At 43.5% G+C, this 18965-nt stretch carries 18 protein-coding genes, 1 tRNA gene and 1 riboswitch; of the genes, 5 read left to right on the top strand and 14 right to left on the bottom strand.

Features of this window, described 5'->3' with window-relative positions; translation table 11 throughout:
• Nucleotides 1-25 precede the first annotated feature (25 nt).
• The 12 genes from INP51_RS15395 to INP51_RS15450 form a co-directional block, all read right to left on the bottom strand.
• Nucleotides 26-868 carry a CvfB family protein gene (locus INP51_RS15395; RefSeq protein ID WP_193735623.1) on the bottom strand — a complete coding sequence of 281 codons (843 nt, stop codon included), beginning with the start codon at nt 866-868 and terminating at the stop codon, nt 26-28.
• A gap of 8 nt (nt 869-876) precedes the next feature.
• On the bottom strand, nt 877-1587 hold the full coding sequence (locus INP51_RS15400) for an acyl-[acyl-carrier-protein] thioesterase (RefSeq protein WP_193735624.1): 711 nt from the start codon (nt 1585-1587) through the stop codon (nt 877-879).
• Between the two features lie 90 nt (nt 1588-1677).
• A tRNA-Gln gene (locus tag INP51_RS15405) sits at nt 1678-1749 on the bottom strand.
• An 89-nt stretch (nt 1750-1838) separates the two neighbouring features.
• Nucleotides 1839-3017, bottom strand: coding sequence for a cation diffusion facilitator family transporter (locus INP51_RS15410; protein WP_193735625.1), 1179 nt, complete (start codon nt 3015-3017; stop codon nt 1839-1841).
• Nucleotides 3018-3138: 121 nt separating this feature from the next.
• Complete coding sequence (locus tag INP51_RS15415; RefSeq protein ID WP_193735626.1) at nt 3139-3693, bottom strand: stage V sporulation T C-terminal domain-containing protein; 555 nt, start codon at nt 3691-3693, stop codon at nt 3139-3141.
• 507 nt (nt 3694-4200) lie between these two features.
• The gene (locus INP51_RS15420) at nt 4201-4764 is read right to left on the bottom strand and encodes a M15 family metallopeptidase (protein WP_193735627.1); all 564 of its coding nucleotides are present in this window, start codon (nt 4762-4764) and stop codon (nt 4201-4203) included.
• Nucleotides 4765-4834: 70 nt separating this feature from the next.
• Nucleotides 4835-6301 (bottom strand): nicotinate phosphoribosyltransferase, encoded by a 1467-nt coding sequence (locus INP51_RS15425; RefSeq protein ID WP_193735628.1) that lies wholly within the window; start codon nt 6299-6301, stop codon nt 4835-4837.
• Nucleotides 6302-6504: 203 nt separating this feature from the next.
• Complete coding sequence (locus INP51_RS15430) at nt 6505-6789, bottom strand: DUF2325 domain-containing protein (protein ID WP_193735629.1); 285 nt, start codon at nt 6787-6789, stop codon at nt 6505-6507.
• 128 nt (nt 6790-6917) lie between these two features.
• Nucleotides 6918-7082 carry a FeoB-associated Cys-rich membrane protein gene (locus INP51_RS15435; protein WP_193735630.1) on the bottom strand — a complete coding sequence of 55 codons (165 nt, stop codon included), beginning with the start codon at nt 7080-7082 and terminating at the stop codon, nt 6918-6920.
• A 20-nt stretch (nt 7083-7102) separates the two neighbouring features.
• Nucleotides 7103-9286, bottom strand: coding sequence for a ferrous iron transport protein B (gene feoB, locus INP51_RS15440; protein WP_193735631.1), 2184 nt, complete (start codon nt 9284-9286; stop codon nt 7103-7105).
• Nucleotides 9287-9358: 72 nt separating this feature from the next.
• The gene (locus tag INP51_RS15445) at nt 9359-9580 is read right to left on the bottom strand and encodes a FeoA family protein (protein WP_193735632.1); all 222 of its coding nucleotides are present in this window, start codon (nt 9578-9580) and stop codon (nt 9359-9361) included.
• 58 nt (nt 9581-9638) lie between these two features.
• Complete coding sequence (locus INP51_RS15450; RefSeq protein ID WP_193737407.1) at nt 9639-9848, bottom strand: FeoA family protein; 210 nt, start codon at nt 9846-9848, stop codon at nt 9639-9641.
• Between the two features lie 194 nt (nt 9849-10042).
• Here INP51_RS15450 and INP51_RS15455 point away from each other — a divergent pair, with 194 nt between their 5' ends.
• The 4 genes from INP51_RS15455 to INP51_RS15470 all read left to right on the top strand — a co-directional run bounded on the left by INP51_RS15455 (nt 10043) and on the right by INP51_RS15470 (nt 15476).
• A complete protein-coding gene (locus INP51_RS15455; RefSeq protein WP_230406829.1) occupies nt 10043-12301 on the top strand; it encodes a heavy metal translocating P-type ATPase in 2259 nt (752 codons plus the stop codon).
• A 26-nt stretch (nt 12302-12327) separates the two neighbouring features.
• Nucleotides 12328-12528, top strand: a riboswitch (cobalamin riboswitch).
• A gap of 154 nt (nt 12529-12682) precedes the next feature.
• Nucleotides 12683-13666: an ABC transporter substrate-binding protein gene (locus INP51_RS15460; RefSeq protein WP_193735634.1), complete on the top strand. Its 984-nt coding sequence runs from the start codon at nt 12683-12685 to the stop codon at nt 13664-13666.
• A gap of 2 nt (nt 13667-13668) precedes the next feature.
• Nucleotides 13669-14691, top strand: coding sequence for a FecCD family ABC transporter permease (locus tag INP51_RS15465; RefSeq protein WP_193735635.1), 1023 nt, complete (start codon nt 13669-13671; stop codon nt 14689-14691).
• Nucleotides 14688-15476, top strand: coding sequence for an ABC transporter ATP-binding protein (locus tag INP51_RS15470; RefSeq protein WP_193735636.1), 789 nt, complete (start codon nt 14688-14690; stop codon nt 15474-15476). The genes INP51_RS15465 and INP51_RS15470 overlap by 4 nt, the downstream gene beginning before the upstream one ends.
• Before the next feature lie 27 nt (nt 15477-15503).
• On the opposite strand, the gene INP51_RS15475 is transcribed toward INP51_RS15470, so the two are convergent.
• A complete protein-coding gene (locus INP51_RS15475; RefSeq protein WP_193735637.1) occupies nt 15504-16268 on the bottom strand; it encodes a prolipoprotein diacylglyceryl transferase in 765 nt (254 codons plus the stop codon).
• A gap of 355 nt (nt 16269-16623) precedes the next feature.
• On the opposite strand from INP51_RS15475, the gene INP51_RS15480 reads away from it, so the two are divergent.
• Nucleotides 16624-17658, top strand: a complete 1035-nt coding sequence (locus tag INP51_RS15480; RefSeq protein WP_193735638.1) for a threonine aldolase family protein — start codon at nt 16624-16626, stop codon at nt 17656-17658.
• On the opposite strand, the gene uraA is transcribed toward INP51_RS15480, so the two are convergent.
• Nucleotides 17642-18895, bottom strand: coding sequence for a uracil permease (gene uraA / locus INP51_RS15485; protein WP_193735639.1), 1254 nt, complete (start codon nt 18893-18895; stop codon nt 17642-17644). The genes INP51_RS15480 and uraA overlap by 17 nt on opposite strands.
• Between the last annotated feature and the right edge of the window lie 70 nt (nt 18896-18965).

Genomic DNA, 18965 nt, shown 5'->3' on the forward strand with positions numbered 1-18965 from the left:
TTTCTGCAAGTATCCAGGATTATCTTTATCTCTTTTTCCAGATCTTCCCGTCCTTAATCTCAACTTTATTTTCTTTCATCAGATGTCCCACGGCCCGCTTAAATGCCGCTTTGCTAAGCCCCATCTCCCGCTGAAGCAGCTCAGGGGATGCCTTATCATCAAAGGGAAGAACTCCTGCATATTCATCAATCGCCTCGAGAATACTCTCTGCATCCATATCAATCTGAAGATATGCTTTCTCACGGGCAGAGAGATCCAGTTTCCCGTCCTCTTTGACTTCTGTCACACGAAGATTTAGCTTCTGTCCGACTTTATAATCAGCCTGAGCCTCTTTCTTCGGAATCAGTCCGGAGTACAGATCATCTACAGCTACAAAGACCCCGAAGTTCCCGCTGATTTCATAGATCGTGCCTTTCACATGATCCCCAATCACATAAGGAGAGGATGTCTTCAGATAGTCATATAATTTCATCGTTGCACAGAGACGCCCGCTCTTGTCCACATATAAAGCAACAAGACAGGGATCATTCTCTTTCACTCTTCTGGTCTGCTCTTTAAAAGGAAGGAATAGATCCTTTTCAAGGCCCCAGTCCAGAAACGCTCCGATCTTTCCGACAGAAACTATCTTCAGCTCTTTTACCTCGCCGAGCATCAGCTTCGGTTCATTTGTTGTCGCAATCATACGATCCGAAGAATCCCTGTATAAAAATACTTCCAGTTCATCTCCTGTTGAGATACCTTCGGGCACCTGTTTTTTCGGAAGCAAAATACGTTCCTTCGCGCAAGCGTCCTCATTCTCACCCAAATAGATACCAAAATCTACCGACTTTACTACCTTCAATACCTGCTTACAGCCTATATTTAACATATAACCTCCTATTTCTTTAACTCTGCCACAAAGTATGGCTTGTCATCTTTGTTATTAAAAACAATCACATAGCCGTCCGGGATATCGTAAAGTTCTGGCTTCATCACATCTCCCGGAAATGCCTGTTGTTTGTATTCCGCCCTCATCTTTTTCACTTCAAATCCTGTCGGCAGATAACCTTCGGCCAGTTGAATATACTGCCCATTATTCATATGATGGTTGGTATCCAGATGATATTCCATCACCGGAAATGCCTCAAATCTTCTGCCATTTTCTTTCGGTACTACAATCTTTCTTGAGCCAAAATCCGCCTGAATCGGCTCTGACAGACCATATTGATCGACCACTTCCTGTGTCACACGTTCTGGCCGTCCAGTTTCGATGTCGATATATGCCCAGTCTGAATTCGCATATGCGAGAAGCTCGCCGTCTTTTGATTCCATTGTGAAATTTCTAAGACCTCGAAATGCCTTAAACCCATAGGCCCATGTGCTGATCACTGTGTCTTCACCCATATCAGGGTAACGGTTAATATGAATCTGCCATGCAGCCAACACCCATAATTTTTTATGTCTGGTCAGCCAGTCGATTCCGATACCGGCCTCCTCGGACTGGAAATTGCTGCAGTCTTGGAAATAATTGACAAGTGCCGGAAGTGTCAGTTTTTTGTTCTCACCAATTTCACTATAACGAATTCTGCTTGTAAATGAATATCTCATTCTTTTGTCTCCTCATCTGGAAAATTCAAACTGGACCGTGAAAGCTCTGTAAACAAGAAAAGCCCCAGGTAAGAACCTGAGACTTGAAAGCTGGGCTACAAGGATTCGAACCTTGAAATGACGGAGTCAGAGTCCGTTGCCTTACCATTTGGCGATAGCCCAATTTGTAACAACAAATTGTATTATAATGGATAACTTCGAAAATTGCAAGCCCTTTTTTTAAATTATTTCTTTTTTAAGAAAACTTTCAGCTAGTCCTCGACGATATAGCTCTTATCCATTGTAATCACACATTCATATCTGGAATCCAACTCATGCATCAGAGCCTCAACCTGATGCTGAATTCTGTCTGTCTCTTCTTTCGAATAATCTCTGGGAACTACAAGATCAAAGATAAGATTGATCTGTCTTTCTCCGCTCACCATACGGAAATCGTGAAAACTTAATTTGGGATCCAGCGCTTCTACGATACGTCCAAGTTTTTCTTTTACCTCAAGTACCTTCTTATCCTGAGTTTCCACCGGATCCATATGGATAACCAAAACAAGGTTAAGTTTTTCTCCCACTTCCCGTTCCGCTCTGTCTATGATCTCATGAGAGATTTCAATGTCCACATTATTCGGAACTTCCGCATGAATCGATGCCATACTCTGATTTGGTCCATAGTTATGAACAATTAGATCGTGTGTTCCTACAATACCTTCATAACCCTCAACAGATTCTGAAATCTTTCTATACAGATCTTTTGGAATACCTTGTCCGATAAGCGGCTCCAGGGTATCTTTCACAATAGAAAAGCCGGCATAGATGACAATCCCGGAGACGATAATCCCAGCCACTGCGTCCACATGAAATCGTGTAAAGTAGCTGACAACAATGGAAACAATCGTCACCAATGTTGTAATCACATCTCCCATCGAATCAGCTGCCGCAGCAAGCATAATCGTGGAATCAATTCGTTTCCCAAGTTTTCGGTTAAACGCCCCCAGCCATAGTTTAACTCCAACCGATAGTACCAGGACCAGAAAGGGAATCCATGAGAAAATCAGCTCCTCCGGGTGGAACAATTTTCTGACCGAGCTTTTCAGAAATGACACACCAACTTCCATAACCAAAAAGGATACAATAAGTGCCGCAATATATTCAATTCTTCCATGTCCGAAAGGATGTTCCTCATCTGCTGGTTTTCCGGCCATCTTGACTCCAATAAAACTTATGACAGAGGATGCCGCATCCGACAGGTTATTGAATGCATCTGCCATTACTGATAGTGAATTCAGCAGTAATCCTATGATAAACTTGACTGCAAATAAAAGAACGTTGCAGACAATTCCCACCATGCTTGCCAGAATGCCATACCTTGTGCGTACCTGAGTGTCATCTGTGTCTTCATAATGCGAAACAAATCTATGTACTAAAAATTCTGTCATGACAGACCTCCCGGGGGTTAGTTCATGCTCCCACAATTATACAAATATCATAGCAGTTTTCCCCGAAAACTGCAAATAGAAACTCAGTTTTCGGGGCAGTTTAAAGTTGTTTTTTTTGATATTACTGTTCGATCTGCCTGCCCAAAAATCCTGCGGCTACTTGGACCAATGTTTTATCATTTTCATCCATCTTAGATTTAGAACTCTTTCCCCGATCCAACATCACAACCGCTCCGATGGCATCTCCGGAAGAAATAATCGGCACCACGATCTGCCAGGTACTGTCTTTGTCATCGTCTTCCGTTATTTTAATAAAAGAATTTTCCTTTCGCCCTGCAAAAATCGTGGTTCTCTCTGCAATTGCAGTTTCCAGATCGCTGCTGATATTCTTGCCTTCAAAACCTTTCTGGCCTGACCCACTGGCAGTGATAATCTGATCATGGTCTGTAACGCACACCAGGTAGCCTGTTGTCTGTGATAAAACCTGTGCGTATTCCTTTGCAAACCTTGACATCTCACCCATAGGAGAATATTTCTTTAACACAATTTCGCCTTCGCGTCCGGTGAATATCTCCATCGGCTCGCCTTCTCGAATTCTCATCGTTCTTCTTATTTCTTTCGGGACAACAATTCGTCCCAGATCATCTATTCTTCTGACAACACCTGTAGCTTTCATGTATTCCGGCTCCTTTAACTCTTGTTAGTTCGAATCTTTCCCTGACAGGGCTTTATTCTCTTGTTTGGTCGGGGCGAGAGGGGGATATGCCTTTTTCATGCAAGCATGTAAAAGAGCACGAATTTCCTTGTGGTGTCCCGCACCTTGCATGATACCACGGATTGTTCCGCACTTTGTGCTCCCACAATCCTCGCTCCGCTTCGGGCGGGTCACAGGGATATGCCTTTTTCATGCAAGCATGTAAAAGAGCACGAATTTCCTTGTGGCATCCCGCACCTTGCATGATACCACGGATTGTTCCGCACTTTGTGCTCCCACAATCCTACAAACATTCAAACTCCGCCCTGACGGGCTTCGTTCTCATGTTTGTTCGGGTCTCAAATTCATGCTTTTTCATGCAAGCATGAAACGCATGAACTTTTGACCCTGGTATCATTTTACATATTATTTGTAATTTATGGATGAAATATGCATGGAAGTAAATAGCCGGGAACTTCTTGTTCCCGGCTAGATCTGATGATATTCTTCTAAGGTCATTCCTGTCAGTGACAGGTATAGGGAAAGTGATTTTCCTACATATCGGATATGCCATGGTTCGTATGCGTACCCTGTGATATTTTCTTTTCCTTTTGGATATCGAAGGATGAAACCGAACATCGGAGCATAGACTGCCAGCCATTTACCTTCGGGCGTCTCTGCGAATATTTCTTCAAGTTCATAATCCACTTCTGGCGAAGAGACATCTAATGCCAAGCCTGTCTGATGTTCACTTGTCCCTGGTTTCGCCACATATTGATTTACCACTTCGGCGGGTGTTTCCTGTAATCTTTGATGGTAAATCTCTTTTTGCCGCTCATAAGAGCGATATCCCGAAACTCCATATAATGTATATCCGAATGATTTTCCATATTCTAAAAGTCTTCCCGCCGCGTCTGCCGCCGCCTTGCGAAGCTTCCTCTTTTCCTCTGATTCTTCTGCGCAGAAGGGGAATTCACATACAACTAAGTCTTCCGGGATATCTTCCGCCTTCAGTATATGTTCCCGATTCACGAGATATGTATAGTTTTGCATAAAAGCCCTCTCTTTCAATTTATCCTAAGAAACAGTATATGAAAGACAGAGGACTGCTATGCATCTAATTTTACTCTTCCAGTGCTTTATTGCTCATCTCTTCCAGAAGATCAGACTTCATCTTGTAAAGTTTATCCGACAAATCTACATATACGGTCTGAGGATTAACAAGACGGCGTGATTCATCCCAGAGAGTATTCTTCTCATGCGTACAGATATCACGAATTTCCATCACAGAGGGAGAAGTATACACGCAGATGCCCTTCTTGAATATGGGAACAAGCAGTTCCCTCAATGTATAACTTCCTCCCTTTACTTTAGTTTTCTTCCACGTCTCATGAGGATCAAACAAAATCATATCCTCCTGATCATCAAATGTCTCCTCCGCCAGGCAGATCAGATCCGCGCGTATCTTGCCGCTTTCCTTATCATATACGCGGTAAATTGTTTTATTTCCAGGATTTGTAACTTTCTCTGTGTTTTCAGACAGCTTGATCTTCGGTTCAAATTTCTCACTCCCGGAGCGCTTGATCGCTGCTAATTTATAGACCCCGCCGAATGCCGGGCAGTCATTAGAAGTGATCAGTTTTGTGCCAACTCCCCATGAATTAACTTTAGCTCCCTGCATCTTCATACTATTAATCAGATACTCATCCAGATCACTAGAAGCTGAGATGATCGCATCCTCAAACCCCTCTGCCGCAAGCATATCATAAGCTTTTTTGGAAAGATAGGCCAGATCTCCACTGTCAATACGAATGCCGTATCCTTTCATCGAAAGACCGCAGTCTCTCATTTCCCTGAACACCCGAAGCGCGTTCGGAATACCGGACTCCAATACATCATAGGTATCTACCAGAAGGATACACGCATCCGGATAGAGGTTTGCATATGTCTTGAAAGCTGTATATTCATCCGGAAAACTCATGATCCAGCTGTGGGCATGTGTTCCCTTCACCGGGACATCAAACATCTTGCCTGTCAAAACATTAGACGTTCCAATGCAGCCGCCAATCATGGCTGCTCTGGCACCATAGATGCCCGCATCCGGACCTTGAGCCCTTCTAAGTCCAAATTCCATGACACCATCTCCCTGTGCCGCGTAGCAGACCCTGGAAGCTTTTGTCGCAATCAGACACTGATGATTAATGATATTAAGTAACGCAGTCTCAACCAACTGTGCCTCCATAACCGGAGCAATCACTTTAACAAGCGGCTCTCTCGGAAAGATCACGGTTCCTTCCGGAATCGCATAGATATCTCCGGTGAAATGAAATCCTCTTAAATATTCCAGAAAATCTTCATCAAACATATGAAGGCTTCTTAAGTAGTCGACATCATCCGGTGAAAAATGAAGATCACGTATATATTCAATCACCTGATCCAGACCGGCCATAATCGCATATGCCCCGCCGCTTGGATTCTTTCTGTAAAATGCATCAAAAACGACAACCTGATCCGTAGGATTTTTAAAATAACCCTGCATCATTGTAAGTTCATACAAATCCGTCAATAAAGTTAAATTCTGTGCTCTCATGATAAAAGCCTCCATGTTTTCCGTTTATTGTACCCGTCTATCTTCGGGTTTTCTCTCATGTTTTTCTTATTATAGTCGAAAGTGTGTCAATTTGCAATGCCAACCAAAAACCATAAAAAGATCTGCCCGATAAGATTATCTCTCTTTTGGGGCAGATCTATCCACTTGAAGATTTTAAATAGGAAAACATTTCAAGCACCTGTTTACATTGCGGCATAAGGTCTTAAGATTTCTTCTAATGCAGTCGCACTGCTTGTATGGCAGCGAACAATTTCAGTATGACTCTTCTTTGCCCCATCCACCGCTGTCTTTACCATCTTATGGGAAACAGTGTTCGTAAAAAGGACAAGAAGGTCCGGACTCCCGATCTGTTTATTCATACCGGCGCTCATCTGTGTGAACACCTTTGCCTTACATTTATTTTTCTTGCAGATTTCTTTATACCTCTGTACCATACGATCATGTCCACCTACAATAACTACACTCATATCAATACCTCCTTTTTTGTTAGTCACGACTAACCCTTTATTAAAAACAAAGTCAGCATCCGCTTCTGAACAGTTTTTGCTTCTGCCGACCTTGTTCTTAAGAATCTTAATTGCGCATTATTTACTTTTTATTTATCATGAAAATTTGTCTTTGTCGCCGGATCACATCCAAAGCAGTTTCCTGAACAATAGGAACAGGATGTTGATTTGCCTGCTTTTTTGTCTTTAATCATTTTCCAGATCACCAAACCAACCACTGCGATTACTATGATTAATACTAAAAATGTTCCCATATAATCACTCTTTCTTATTGTTAAGCAGCTCTTTTGGCTTTTATTTTGCCCCTTTCACTTCCCAATTCCCTGTTTGGGCGAGCCAGAAGATAGATAAATAGTGCTATTACAAGGATTGCCGCCACGGTACCTATTCCAAAGCTTCCGCCTTCAAAGAGATGGCCAATCTGATAGAATACCAGAGAAGCACCATAGGCGAGTGTTGTCTGATAGCCAATTGCAAACCAGAACCATTTGCCATTATTCATCTCTCTCTTAATTGCCCCCATTGCTGCAAAGCAAGGTGCGCAAAGAAGATTGAATACCAGGAAAGAATATGCTGCTGCCGTGGTAAAGCTTGCAGCCAGAGTTCCCCATATCTCATTCCCGTTCTCAGCAACTTCTGCAAATCCATATAGGACACCAAAGGTACCCACTACGTTTTCTTTTGCCACGAGTCCGCTGACTGCCGCAACTGTCGCTTTCCAGTTGCCCCATCCAAGAGGAATAAAGATCCATGCGATGCCGCGTCCAATTGCCGCAAGGATCGAGTTTTCCATATCCTCTACCATACCAAAGGATCCATTCTCGAATCCGAATCCCTGTGTAAACCAGATGAAGATCTGTGAAAGCAAGATTACTGTACCTGCCTTCTTGATAAAGGACCATGCACGCTCCCACATACTCCTTAAGATATTAACTACAGTAGGCATATGGTATGCCGGCAGCTCCATGACGAATGGTGCCGGGTCGCCGGCGAACATCTTCGTCTTTTTCAGAATTATTCCCGAGCAAATGATGGCAAGCACACCAACGATATACGCACTCGGCGCCACCCACCATGCACCGTCGAACAAGGCTCCTGCAATCAAGGCGATAATCGGAAGCTTTGCACTACACGGAATAAATGTTGTCGTCATGATTGTCATCTTGCGGTCACGGTCATTCTCAATGGTTCTTGATGCCATGATTCCGGGAACTCCACATCCGGTTCCAATCAGCATCGGAATGAATGATTTTCCCGATAATCCAAATTTACGGAAGATACGGTCCATGATAAATGCAACCCTTGCCATATAACCGCATCCCTCTAAAAATCCAAGGAAGATAAACAATACTAACATCTGAGGAACAAATCCCAAAACCGCTCCTACACCTGCTATAATACCATTAACGATCAGGCTCTGCAGCCACGCTGCACAGTTAACCGCTTCAAGCCCTGCCGTTACAAGATCCGGTATGCTCGGCACATGGAGAGAAGCAATTCCAAGGAAATTCCATCCGTCACCGAAAACCTGTTCATTTACCCAGTCGGTAGCCCATCCTCCGACAGTTGTAACCGATATATAGTAGACAAGTGCCATGACCACGAAGAAAATCGGAAGTCCAAGCCAGCGGTTTGTCACCACGCGATCGATCTTATCCGATGTTGTCAATTTATTTTTGTTTATCTTTTTATATGCTTTCCCGATGACCTTTCCAATATACTCATATCGCTCATTCGTGATAATGCTTTCAGAATCATCATCGAGCTTATCTTCTATTTCTGTGATGATTTTTTCCACATCCGGAGCATGTTTCATACTACCTTTGATCTTTTCATCACGTTCAAAAAGCTTTATGGAAAAGAAGCGTCTCTGTTCTGACGGGATGCTTGCATCCAGCTGAACCTCTATTTTATTCAATGCATCTTCCACAACATCCTGAAATCTGTGAAGCGGAATATGATTATTTCTGATCCTGGCTTGTTCAACAACCTTATCTGTAGCTTCCTTGATCCCCGTTCCTTTTAGGGCAGAAATCTCAACCACTTTGCAGCCCATCTGTTTCGACAGCTCTGCTGTGTTGATTACATCTCCGCTTTTCTTCACCACATCCATCATGTTGATGGCCAGAACAACAGGAATTCCAAGTTCCATAAGTTGTGTTGTGAGATATAGATTTCTCTCCAGGTTTGTTCCATCTATGATATTCAAGATGGCATCCGGGCGATCCGTAATTAAATAATTACGGGCTACAACTTCCTCCAGTGTATACGGCGAAAGCGAATAGATACCGGGAAGGTCCATGATCGTGACATCCTTATGTCCCTTTAGTTTTCCTTCTTTTTTCTCAACGGTAACCCCCGGCCAGTTTCCAACAAACTGATTGGATCCGGTTAGTGCGTTAAACAGTGTTGTCTTTCCGGAGTTTGGATTTCCGGCCAACGCAATCTTTACTGACATTTTTTTCATTCCTCCTCTATGAATCTATCTTTACTCAGAAAGGTTAGATTGAGCTAACCATATGGTAAAAAATTACTGGACTTCAATCATTTCTGCATCTGTTTTACGTAAAGACAGCTCATATCCTCTGACTGTAACTTCAACCGGATCTCCCAGTGGTGCTACCTTTCGGACAAACACATCTGTCCCCTTCGTGATCCCCATATCCATAATTCTGCGCTTGATTGCGCCTGCGCCATGAAGTTTCACTACGGTAACATTTTGACCCACTTTTACTTCTTTTAGTGTCTGCATCTTTGTACTACTTCCTTCCCTATAACTTCCCTTAGATTTCCATACGATAAGAGACGAGTCAAACCATAATCTTATTAGCCAGTTCGCGGCTGATTGCTATTCTGGAGTCTTTGACGTTCACAATTACATTTCCATTTAAAATAGAAACAATTGTCACCTCGCCGCCGGTCACGAAACCTAAATTTTCCAGATGTCTCTTTACTTCACCTCTGCCGCCAACTTTGACAATCTTAGCTGGTATTCCTTCCGCAGCCATTGTTAAAGGCATCATCATCACTCCTTTCAGTTACTCTTCTCTAACTAATTCAAGGTTAGCACATGCTAACTAATTTGTCAACACTTTTATCCATTTTAGGCTTGACGTTTGTGATCATTTTGCATATAATATGAATATATGAACAATCATTCATATGACATTGCTTGACATGGAAATTATTTTATAAAAATGGAGGCATGCATCACATGACTAAAAAAACATACATCATAGAAAATATAGACTGTGCCAACTGTGCGGCAAATATTGAACGTAAAATTTCTGCTCTGCCCGAAGTGGAGGAGGCAACTCTCACTTATGCTACAAAGCAGCTTCGAGTAGCCGCAGAAGACCCTGACTTGCTTCTGGAAAAAATGACAGAAATCGCCTCAGCCGTTGAACCAGGTGTTGTCATCAGGCCAAAAGATCGTGTTTCTTCCTATAATATTTCGTTACATGAACCTCATCATGATCATCCGGAAGAATGTTCCTGTGAGAATCACGCGCATGAGGGATGCTCCTGCAACGGACACGAATATCACGATTCCTGCTGCAATGGGGAGCATGAGCATTCGAATATACCCGAACAAGCTCAGGCAGTCAGAAGATCATCGAAGTCAAACCGCCTGACCGATGAAAATAAGAAGGAGCTTATGAATATCGCTTGTGGTACAGTTCTGCTCATCAGCGCCGTTGTCTTAAAACATTTTGATTTTTCAGTTGCCTCTGTCGTGTTCTTTGTCCTCTCCTACATAGTTCTGGGCAAAGAGATTGTAATGACTGCCATCAGGAATCTGACGCACGGCCAGGTATTCGATGAGAATTTTCTGATGAGTATCGCCACCTTAGGCGCATTTGCAATTCAAGAATATGCCGAGGGCGTTGGCGTCATGCTGTTCTATCGTATCGGCGAACTTTTTGAAGACATTGCTGTGGAGCGAAGTCGTTCACAGATTATGGATGCCGTGGATATGCGCCCTGATGTTGTGACCAGAATAGCTGCAGATGGCCTTCATACCATCCCAGCCGAGGAAGCCGCTGCAGGCGACATCATTCAGATCAAACCCGGTGACCGAATTCCGCTTGACGGAACGATCATAGAGGGCGAAAGCCGCCTTGACACCTCTCCGGTGACCGGAGAGCCGGTTCCGGTCACCGTTGCCTGTGGTGACTCTGTTTTATCCGGATGTATCAACAGCTCCGGTCTCTTAAAGATCCGTGTAGATAAAGTTCTCGAAGAATCCATGGTGACCAAAATTCTGGATTCTGTTGAAAACGCTGCTGCCAACAAACCGCAAATCGAAAGATTTATCTCACGTTTTGCAAGATATTACACGCCAATTGTCGTTTTACTCGCTGCCGGAACCGCAATTATTCCTTCCCTCATCACCGGGAATTGGTCCCACTGGGTTTATACAGCACTCACATTTCTGGTAATCAGCTGTCCCTGTGCTCTGGTATTAAGTGTGCCACTGGCATTTTTCTCAGGGATCGGTGCCGGCTCCAAAAAAGGCATCTTATTCAAAGGGGGAGTGTCCCTCGAGGCGATGAATAATATAAAAACCGTTGTGATGGATAAGACAGGAACGATTACCAAGGGAAATTTCATCCTCCAGCAGACAGTGCCTGAAAAGGGTATTACCTCGGAAGAACTTCTCACTTTATGTGCATCTGCGGAATCAACATCCACGCATCCAATTGCTCATAGTATCGTATCTGCAGCAAAAGAAAAAGGTCTTGAGATTACAGAACCAAAATCTGTGGAGGAACTCGCCGGACACGGGGTCCTTGCTGTTCTTGCACAGGGAAAAGTTATCTGCGGAAATAAGAAGCTTATGGATCAGTTTCATATTAAAACTCCGTTCAACGCCCCATCCTATGGAACTGAGGTATTTGTCGCCCTGGACGGCATATATATTGGAAGACTTATGATCTCAGATACTATCAAGGACGACGCCAGATCCGCGGTTTCCGCACTGCAAAATCTCGGAATTAAAACTGCTATGCTCACCGGAGATGAGACAGACAGTGCCAATGCCGTTGCGGGGGAAACAGGTATTGAACAAGTATATGCAAGGCTGCTTCCCCAGGATAAAGTTACAAAGCTCGCCCAGATTCGCGATGAAAACGGTGCCGTTATGTTTATCGGAGACGGGATCAACGATGCACCCGTTCTCGCAGGCGCCGATGTCGGTGCTGCTATGGGCAGCGGTGCAGATGCTGCGATTGAAGCTGCAGATGTCGTATTCATGACCTCAAGCATGGAAGCAATTCCTGAATCTCTTCATATTGCCCGGGTTTCCAACCGCATCTCCAAACAGAATGTGGTGTTTGCCCTGGCTGTGAAAATTCTGGTTATGGCCCTCGGACTTTTTGGATTCGCAAATATGTGGATGGCAGTCTTTGCGGATACCGGCGTGACGATCCTCTGTGTTCTGAACTCCATAAGGATCTTGTATAAAAAATAATGCCTAAAACCGCTCAGCTATGATTGACATTCGGATAAAAATATGGTGTAATACAAGTTATAGTTATTGGATTTGGGGAATCGGGTGAGAATCCTGAACAGTCCTGCTGCCGTATGGATGGAGCATATCTCAGATTTTAACGGCCACTGGGGGATTATATCTCTTGGGAAGGCGAGTATATGTGTTGATATCTAAGTCGAAAGACCTGCCAATAGCCTGTTTTCATTAAATTTCACAGGTCATGGAGTTTATGATAATTCAACAGCATACACCATAATTGTTATCTTGTAATTTGATTGAATATTGAAACTCCGGCTTTTGCTGGAGTTTTTTATATTGCTTTATACCACCGATTTTATCATTAACAGGAGGAAACAACAAATGAAAAACAAATTCAGAAAATACCTGCTTGTCTTTTTATCTTCAGTCATGGTATTAACAACTTCTGCCTGCGCAGGCAACGAGGCTGCATCAAGATCCAATCGTAGCTCTTCAACTTCACAGACCAGTCAGTCTGCTTCCACTGCAAAAGAAGAAAAGACTATCAAAGACCGTGAGGGAAATGACTTTGTATTACCAGAACATTCCGACAAAATCATCTCGATGGCACCTGCAATCACACAGACAATCGTCGATTTGGGTTTAGCGGACAAGCTTGTCGCTGTCGACAAGTACTCTCTTCCCATTGACGGGGTAGATCAGAGCCTGCCGGCTTACGATATTATGGCCCCAGATGTGGAAAGTATCTCATCTTTAAAACCAGATATCATTTTTACTACCGGAATGAGTAAATCAGGCGGCGAAGATCCCTTTAAGCCCATTACAGATTTAGGTCTTTTGATGACATCAATCCCTTCCGCTTCCAGTCTGGATGATATAAAAAAAGATATTCTTTTTATTGGACAAGTTACAAAAACGGAAAAAAGCGCAAAAAAACTTGTAGCAGATATGGAATCAAAAATTAATGACCTTCAAAATAAAGTAGATAAAGATGCACCGGCTAAAACAGTTTATTTTGAAATCGGTGAATCCCCAAACCTGGTGAGTATAGGAAACGGAACTTATCTGAATGAAATCATAGAAATGCTGGGAGCCAAAAATATCTTTTCAGATCAGGACGGCTGGGTTTCTGTCTCTGAGGAATCTGTACTGGATAAAAATCCGGATATCATTTTTACCAATATCGATTATATGGATGATCCTGTGTCGGACATTTTCAATCGCAATGGCTGGGACGCTATTAATGCGGTGAAAAACAAACAGGTATTTCTCATAGATCCTAATGCAAGCTCACAGCCAAACGCACATGTTGTAACTGCCATAGAACAGATGGCAAAAGTACTTTATCCTGATTCTTTTAAATAACCATGAAGAATATTAAAAAATTTATCATCCTGATTCTTTTATGCATCTTATCCTTAATTGCTGCTGTAGGAATCGGAAGCGTTTCTATAGCTCCACAGGACACCTTAAAAGTAATTGTCGGTCAGTTATTCCATATAAAGTTCCAGGCTCCTGTGGAAGACACCATAATCTCCATCTTGCTGAAAACTCGGATCCCACGTGCATTACTTGCATTTGTCTCTGGTGGAGGGCTTGCTGTAAGTGGTGTCATGATGCAGTCTGTGCTGCAAAACCCCCTGGCGTCTTCATTTACCTTGGGAGTTTCTTCCGGGGCTGCGCTTGGAGCAAGTTTTGTGATTGTCTTAAACCTCTCATTTCTTGGGTTTCTGACACTGCCTGTATTCGGGCTGACAGCAGGTATCATCACCGTCTTCCTTTCTCTCGCTGTCGCAGTAAAGGTTGACAGGGGACTACACAATAACTCTATTATCCTGACTGGAATGGCTTTTTCCATGTTTGCCAATGCCATGATCACAATTCTGATGTCCGTTTCACAAGAAAACATGCAGCGTCTGGTCTTCTGGCAGATGGGGAGCTTCTCCATGAGAACGCCACGTGATTTCTGGATGATTCTGCCTTTTGTACTGACAGGTACTCTTATTGCTATGAACTGTTCCAGACAGATGGATATCATGACCTTAGGAGATGAGCAGGCTCAGACATCTGGTGTTGACGTGCAGAAGATGAAATGGCTTCTGCTGTCTCTGGGAGCTATTCTCACAGGCGCAATTGTCTCCGTTGCGGGTGTCATAGGCTTTGTTGATCTCTTCACACCACATGTGGCCCGAAGAATATTTGGCGCTTCTCATAAATATGTCATCCCTGCTTCCGCATTACTGGGGGGACTGTTTATGGTAACTTGTGATCTTTTAGCACGTACGGTTGTCGCACCTTTGGAGATACCCGTCGGCGCAATCACTTCAGCTGTCGGTGCACCATTTTTTATCTATCTTTTCTTGAATAAAAGGGAGCGTAAAGTAAAATGATTGATGCAGAAAATATCACAGCCGGATATGGTGATGTGGAAATCCTTCACGGTGTGTCCTTTTCTCTGAAGGATAATGAAAACTTAAGCATTATCGGTCCAAACGGATGCGGGAAGACAACCCTTTTGCGAGCTCTTGCAGGAACACTCTCATTCTCAGGAGATATTCTTCTGGATGGTAAGAATGTGAAAGACTACAAGAAAAAAGCTCTTGCAGGCAAGATATCCATGCTTTCACAGTCCACTCAAGTTTACTTCAATTATACCGTATATGATACAGTTATGATGGGACGTTATATCCATGAAAAAGATGGTGTTTTCAGAAAAGTCAGCGCAAGGGATAAATCTATGGTTCAAAAAGCCATGGAGGCGACCGGCATAGAGCAAATCTATGACCGCGAGGTAAATACCCTCTCTGGCGGACAACTTCAGCGCGTGCTTCTCGCCAAAGTCATAGCACAAGATCCCGATATCATCCTGCTGGATGAGCCTACAAACCATCTGGACCTAAGCTATCAGGTTGAACTGATTCAGTTTTTGAAGAAATGGTCAAAACGAAAAGGAAAATCAGTCATAGGTGTCCTGCATGATATGAATCTTGCGATGATGCTGACCGATCGAGTCCTGCTTATGGACCACGGAAAAATTGAAGCTGACGGATCATGCCGGCACATCTTCGGTTCGGATCTATTGAACAAAGTCTACCATATGAACGTATCTCATTATATGGTAGACTCTCTGGGAAGATGGCAGGACATTGCGGAGGATAAAAGGCATCAGGATTAATCCGATGCCTTTTATTCTTTAATGTTTTCAATTATTTAGGTTTTGTTTCTTCCCTCTGGCCACAAACATAATTACACCAACAATGAAGATGAAGATCGAGATAAACTGTGAAGTCGAAAGCGGTCCGACGGTTCCTCTGATTAGATCACCTCTGTAGAATTCGATGATAAACCTTCCCACACTGTATAGAATCAGATATGCTGCAGTAACCTGCCCATCTGCTTTCTTCTTTTTATCAACACCAAGCAGTGCTAAAAACAGCAGGAAATCAAAAGCACTTGACATCAACTCCGTTGGAACAAGTCTTACTCCGTTCGGTGCAAAATCCGAATGGCTAAATGTAATTCCGAACTTCGATTTCGTTTCAATTCCATAGCAGCAGCCTGCAAAGAAACATCCAAGTCTTCCAATCGCCTGCGCCAGTGCAACACTTGGAATTGCAAGGTCAAAATACTTCCAGGTATCCAGTTTATTCCTTCTGCAGAACAGATAAGCCCCTAAGATGCCTCCAAGGATACCTCCATAGATCACCCAGCCTTCACCAAAGCTTTCTATCATAATCCTGGGTTCTCTGATAATCTGCGGCAGTATCGTAATCCAATACAAAATCTTAGAGCCGAGGAATCCAAAAATCACACACCAAATCACAAGGTCTATAATCTTCTCAGAATCCAGTCCTTTCTTTTTCGCCCGCCTCTCAGCAGTCGCATAAGCTGCGATAATTCCAAGTGCTATCATCAGACCATATGTGTGAACGGTGAATGGTCCAACGGAAAATAAATCATTATACATAGATGTCTCCTCTGGTCTTCGTTAATAAGTGAAACTGTCCTAATTATATCCCACATTTCAAAAAAAGACAATCCTTAAGCCACTTTCTTTTAGATTTCAGATATGATAAAATATGATGATACCAGGGTCAAAAGGTCCTGCGTTTCATGCTTGCATGAAAAAGCATGACCTTGGGACCCGCAAAACATGAGAATGTAGCCCGATTAGGGCGGAATTCGAATGTTTTTAGGATTGTGCGAGCACGAAGTGCGTAACAATCCGTGTATCATAGATATTAAAAAGTTATGCGTTTCATGCTTGCATGAAAAAGCATAACTTTGCGACCCGCAAAACATGAGAAGAAAGGAAGAAACAGATGATACATTTTGAATGTGACTATACGGAGGGCTGTCATCCGGCCATCTTAGAGAAACTGACAGAAACGAATGACGAACAGACTTCCGGTTACGGCTTGGACCCGCACTGCGAACATGCCCGTGCAATCATCCGGGACTTATGCAAATCTCCGGATGCAGACGTGCACTTTCTCGTGGGGGGAACCCAGGCAAATACCACGGTGATTGCTTCTATTCTTCGTCCTTATCAGGGTGTACTCTGTGCTGTAACTGGCCATATCAATGTACACGAAACCGGAGCCATTGAAGCCGCCGGTCACAAAGTACTTCCGCTCGAGAGTACGGACGGTAAGATCACAGCTGCACAGATTCGCAAAGCCTATGACATCCACTATCATGACAGTGAACATGAGCATATCGTACAGCCGGGAATGGTATACATCTCCCAATCCACGGAGAACGGAACGATATATTCAAAAGAAGAGCTGCAAAGCATCTCCGATATCTGCAGAAAATGCAGTCTGCCGCTATTTCTGGACGGTGCTCGTCTGGGTTATGCTCTTGCGTCCCCGAAAAATGATCTGACTATGGAAGATCTCGCCAGTCTTTGTGATGTCTTTTATATCGGCGGTACAAAGGTAGGTGCACTATTCGGTGAGGCTGTCGTAATCACAAGCCCGACTCTAAAACCCAATTTCCGATATATGATCAAACAGCGGGGAGGGATGCTGGCAAAAGGACGTCTTCTGGGTATTCAGTTTGAAACACTTCTGGCGGGAGGAGAGGACAGCCTTTATTTTGAGATCTCCAATCATGCCATAGAATTAGCCATAAAACTAAAAGAAGCCTTCCTTAAGAAAGGCTATCGGCTTCTTTTTGACTCCTTTACAAACCAGCAATATCCAATTCTTCCAGATAACATTGTGGATAAGCTGTCAAAATCATTCTCATTTTCCACATGGAGCAAAGTGGACGATGACCATACTGCAATTCGAATCTGCACCAGCTGGGCGACAAGGCCCGAAGCCGTAGAGAACCTTATTGATCATTTGTAAGATGCAGCTTGTCAAGAACATAGAATGTCAGTGACAGCAGCATGCCGACCACACATGCCAATATCATTCCGGTCAGTGAGACGCTTCCGATATTGACAGAGATTCCCGAAAGTCCGATAACAAAGATCACAGATGTCAAAATCAGATTTCTGTTGATTCCATAGTCAACTTGAGAGTCCACCAAAATACGAAGCCCCGAAGTTCCGATCATGCCATAGAGCAAGATCGAGATTCCTCCGATGACTGGACCTGGTATTGTGCTGATCAGTGTAGACATCTTACCGCATAAGGATACGATGATGGAACAGATTGCCGCTCCCCCGATGACCTGCACACTGTAAACCTTTGTGACAGCCATAACTCCAATATTCTCCCCATAAGTTGTCGTGGGAACCGAGCCAATCAGTCCGGATAGTGCTGTTGAAAAATAATCACTAAACAGTGTTTTATGGAGACCTGGATCCTTGATCAGATCCCTCCCTACAATCTTACCGGTTACAACCTGATGTCCAATATGTTCAGAGGTTACCACCAACAGAACCGGCAAAATTGTGATAATAGCGCCCAAATTGAACTTTGCAAGTTGAAAATGTGGCAATGCAAACCACGGAGCCTTCACCACCTCGCTGAAATTCAGGATCCCGCAAATTGCTGCTGTTACATATCCGCAGATGATTGCGACCAATATCGGAATTACAGATAAAAAGCCACGAAACAGTAGCTGTCCAAACACTGCAACTCCCAGGGTTACCAAAAATACAATTACATTTCTCATATCTACTTTATCAACGTTTACAAGTCCGGCATTCTCGGCAGCATTTCCTGCAAGCTCCAGTCCGATTAACGCTACCACAGGTCCCATGGCGGCTGGAGGCAGCACAATATCAATCCAGTCTGTCCCAAACTTATAGATGATGAACGCAAGAATACATCCGCAGATACCGACAACGACAAAACCGCCCTGTGCATATTCAAAACCGTATTTGGCAATGACAATGCCGGCAGGTGCAAGAAAGGCGAAGCTTGATCCCAGATATGCAGGAGATTTGCCTTTCGTTATCAGAATAAAGAGCAACGTTCCGATTCCATTCATAAAAAGCACAATGGCAGGATTGATTCCCAGCACAAAGGGCACCAGCACCGATGCTCCGAACATGGCAAACATATGTTGAATGCTAAGAGGAATCAGCATCTTTGCGGGCACCTTCTCCTCAACTTGTATTACCTTCTTTTCCATTTTTCTTATGTCCTCCTTGATTTATGCTTTAAAAAAGGGCGTTTGATTTTTTATCAAACATCCCTGTTTT

The organism is Blautia liquoris (assembly GCF_015159595.1).
In the GTDB taxonomy this organism is placed as follows: domain Bacteria; phylum Bacillota; class Clostridia; order Lachnospirales; family Lachnospiraceae; genus Novisyntrophococcus; species Novisyntrophococcus liquoris.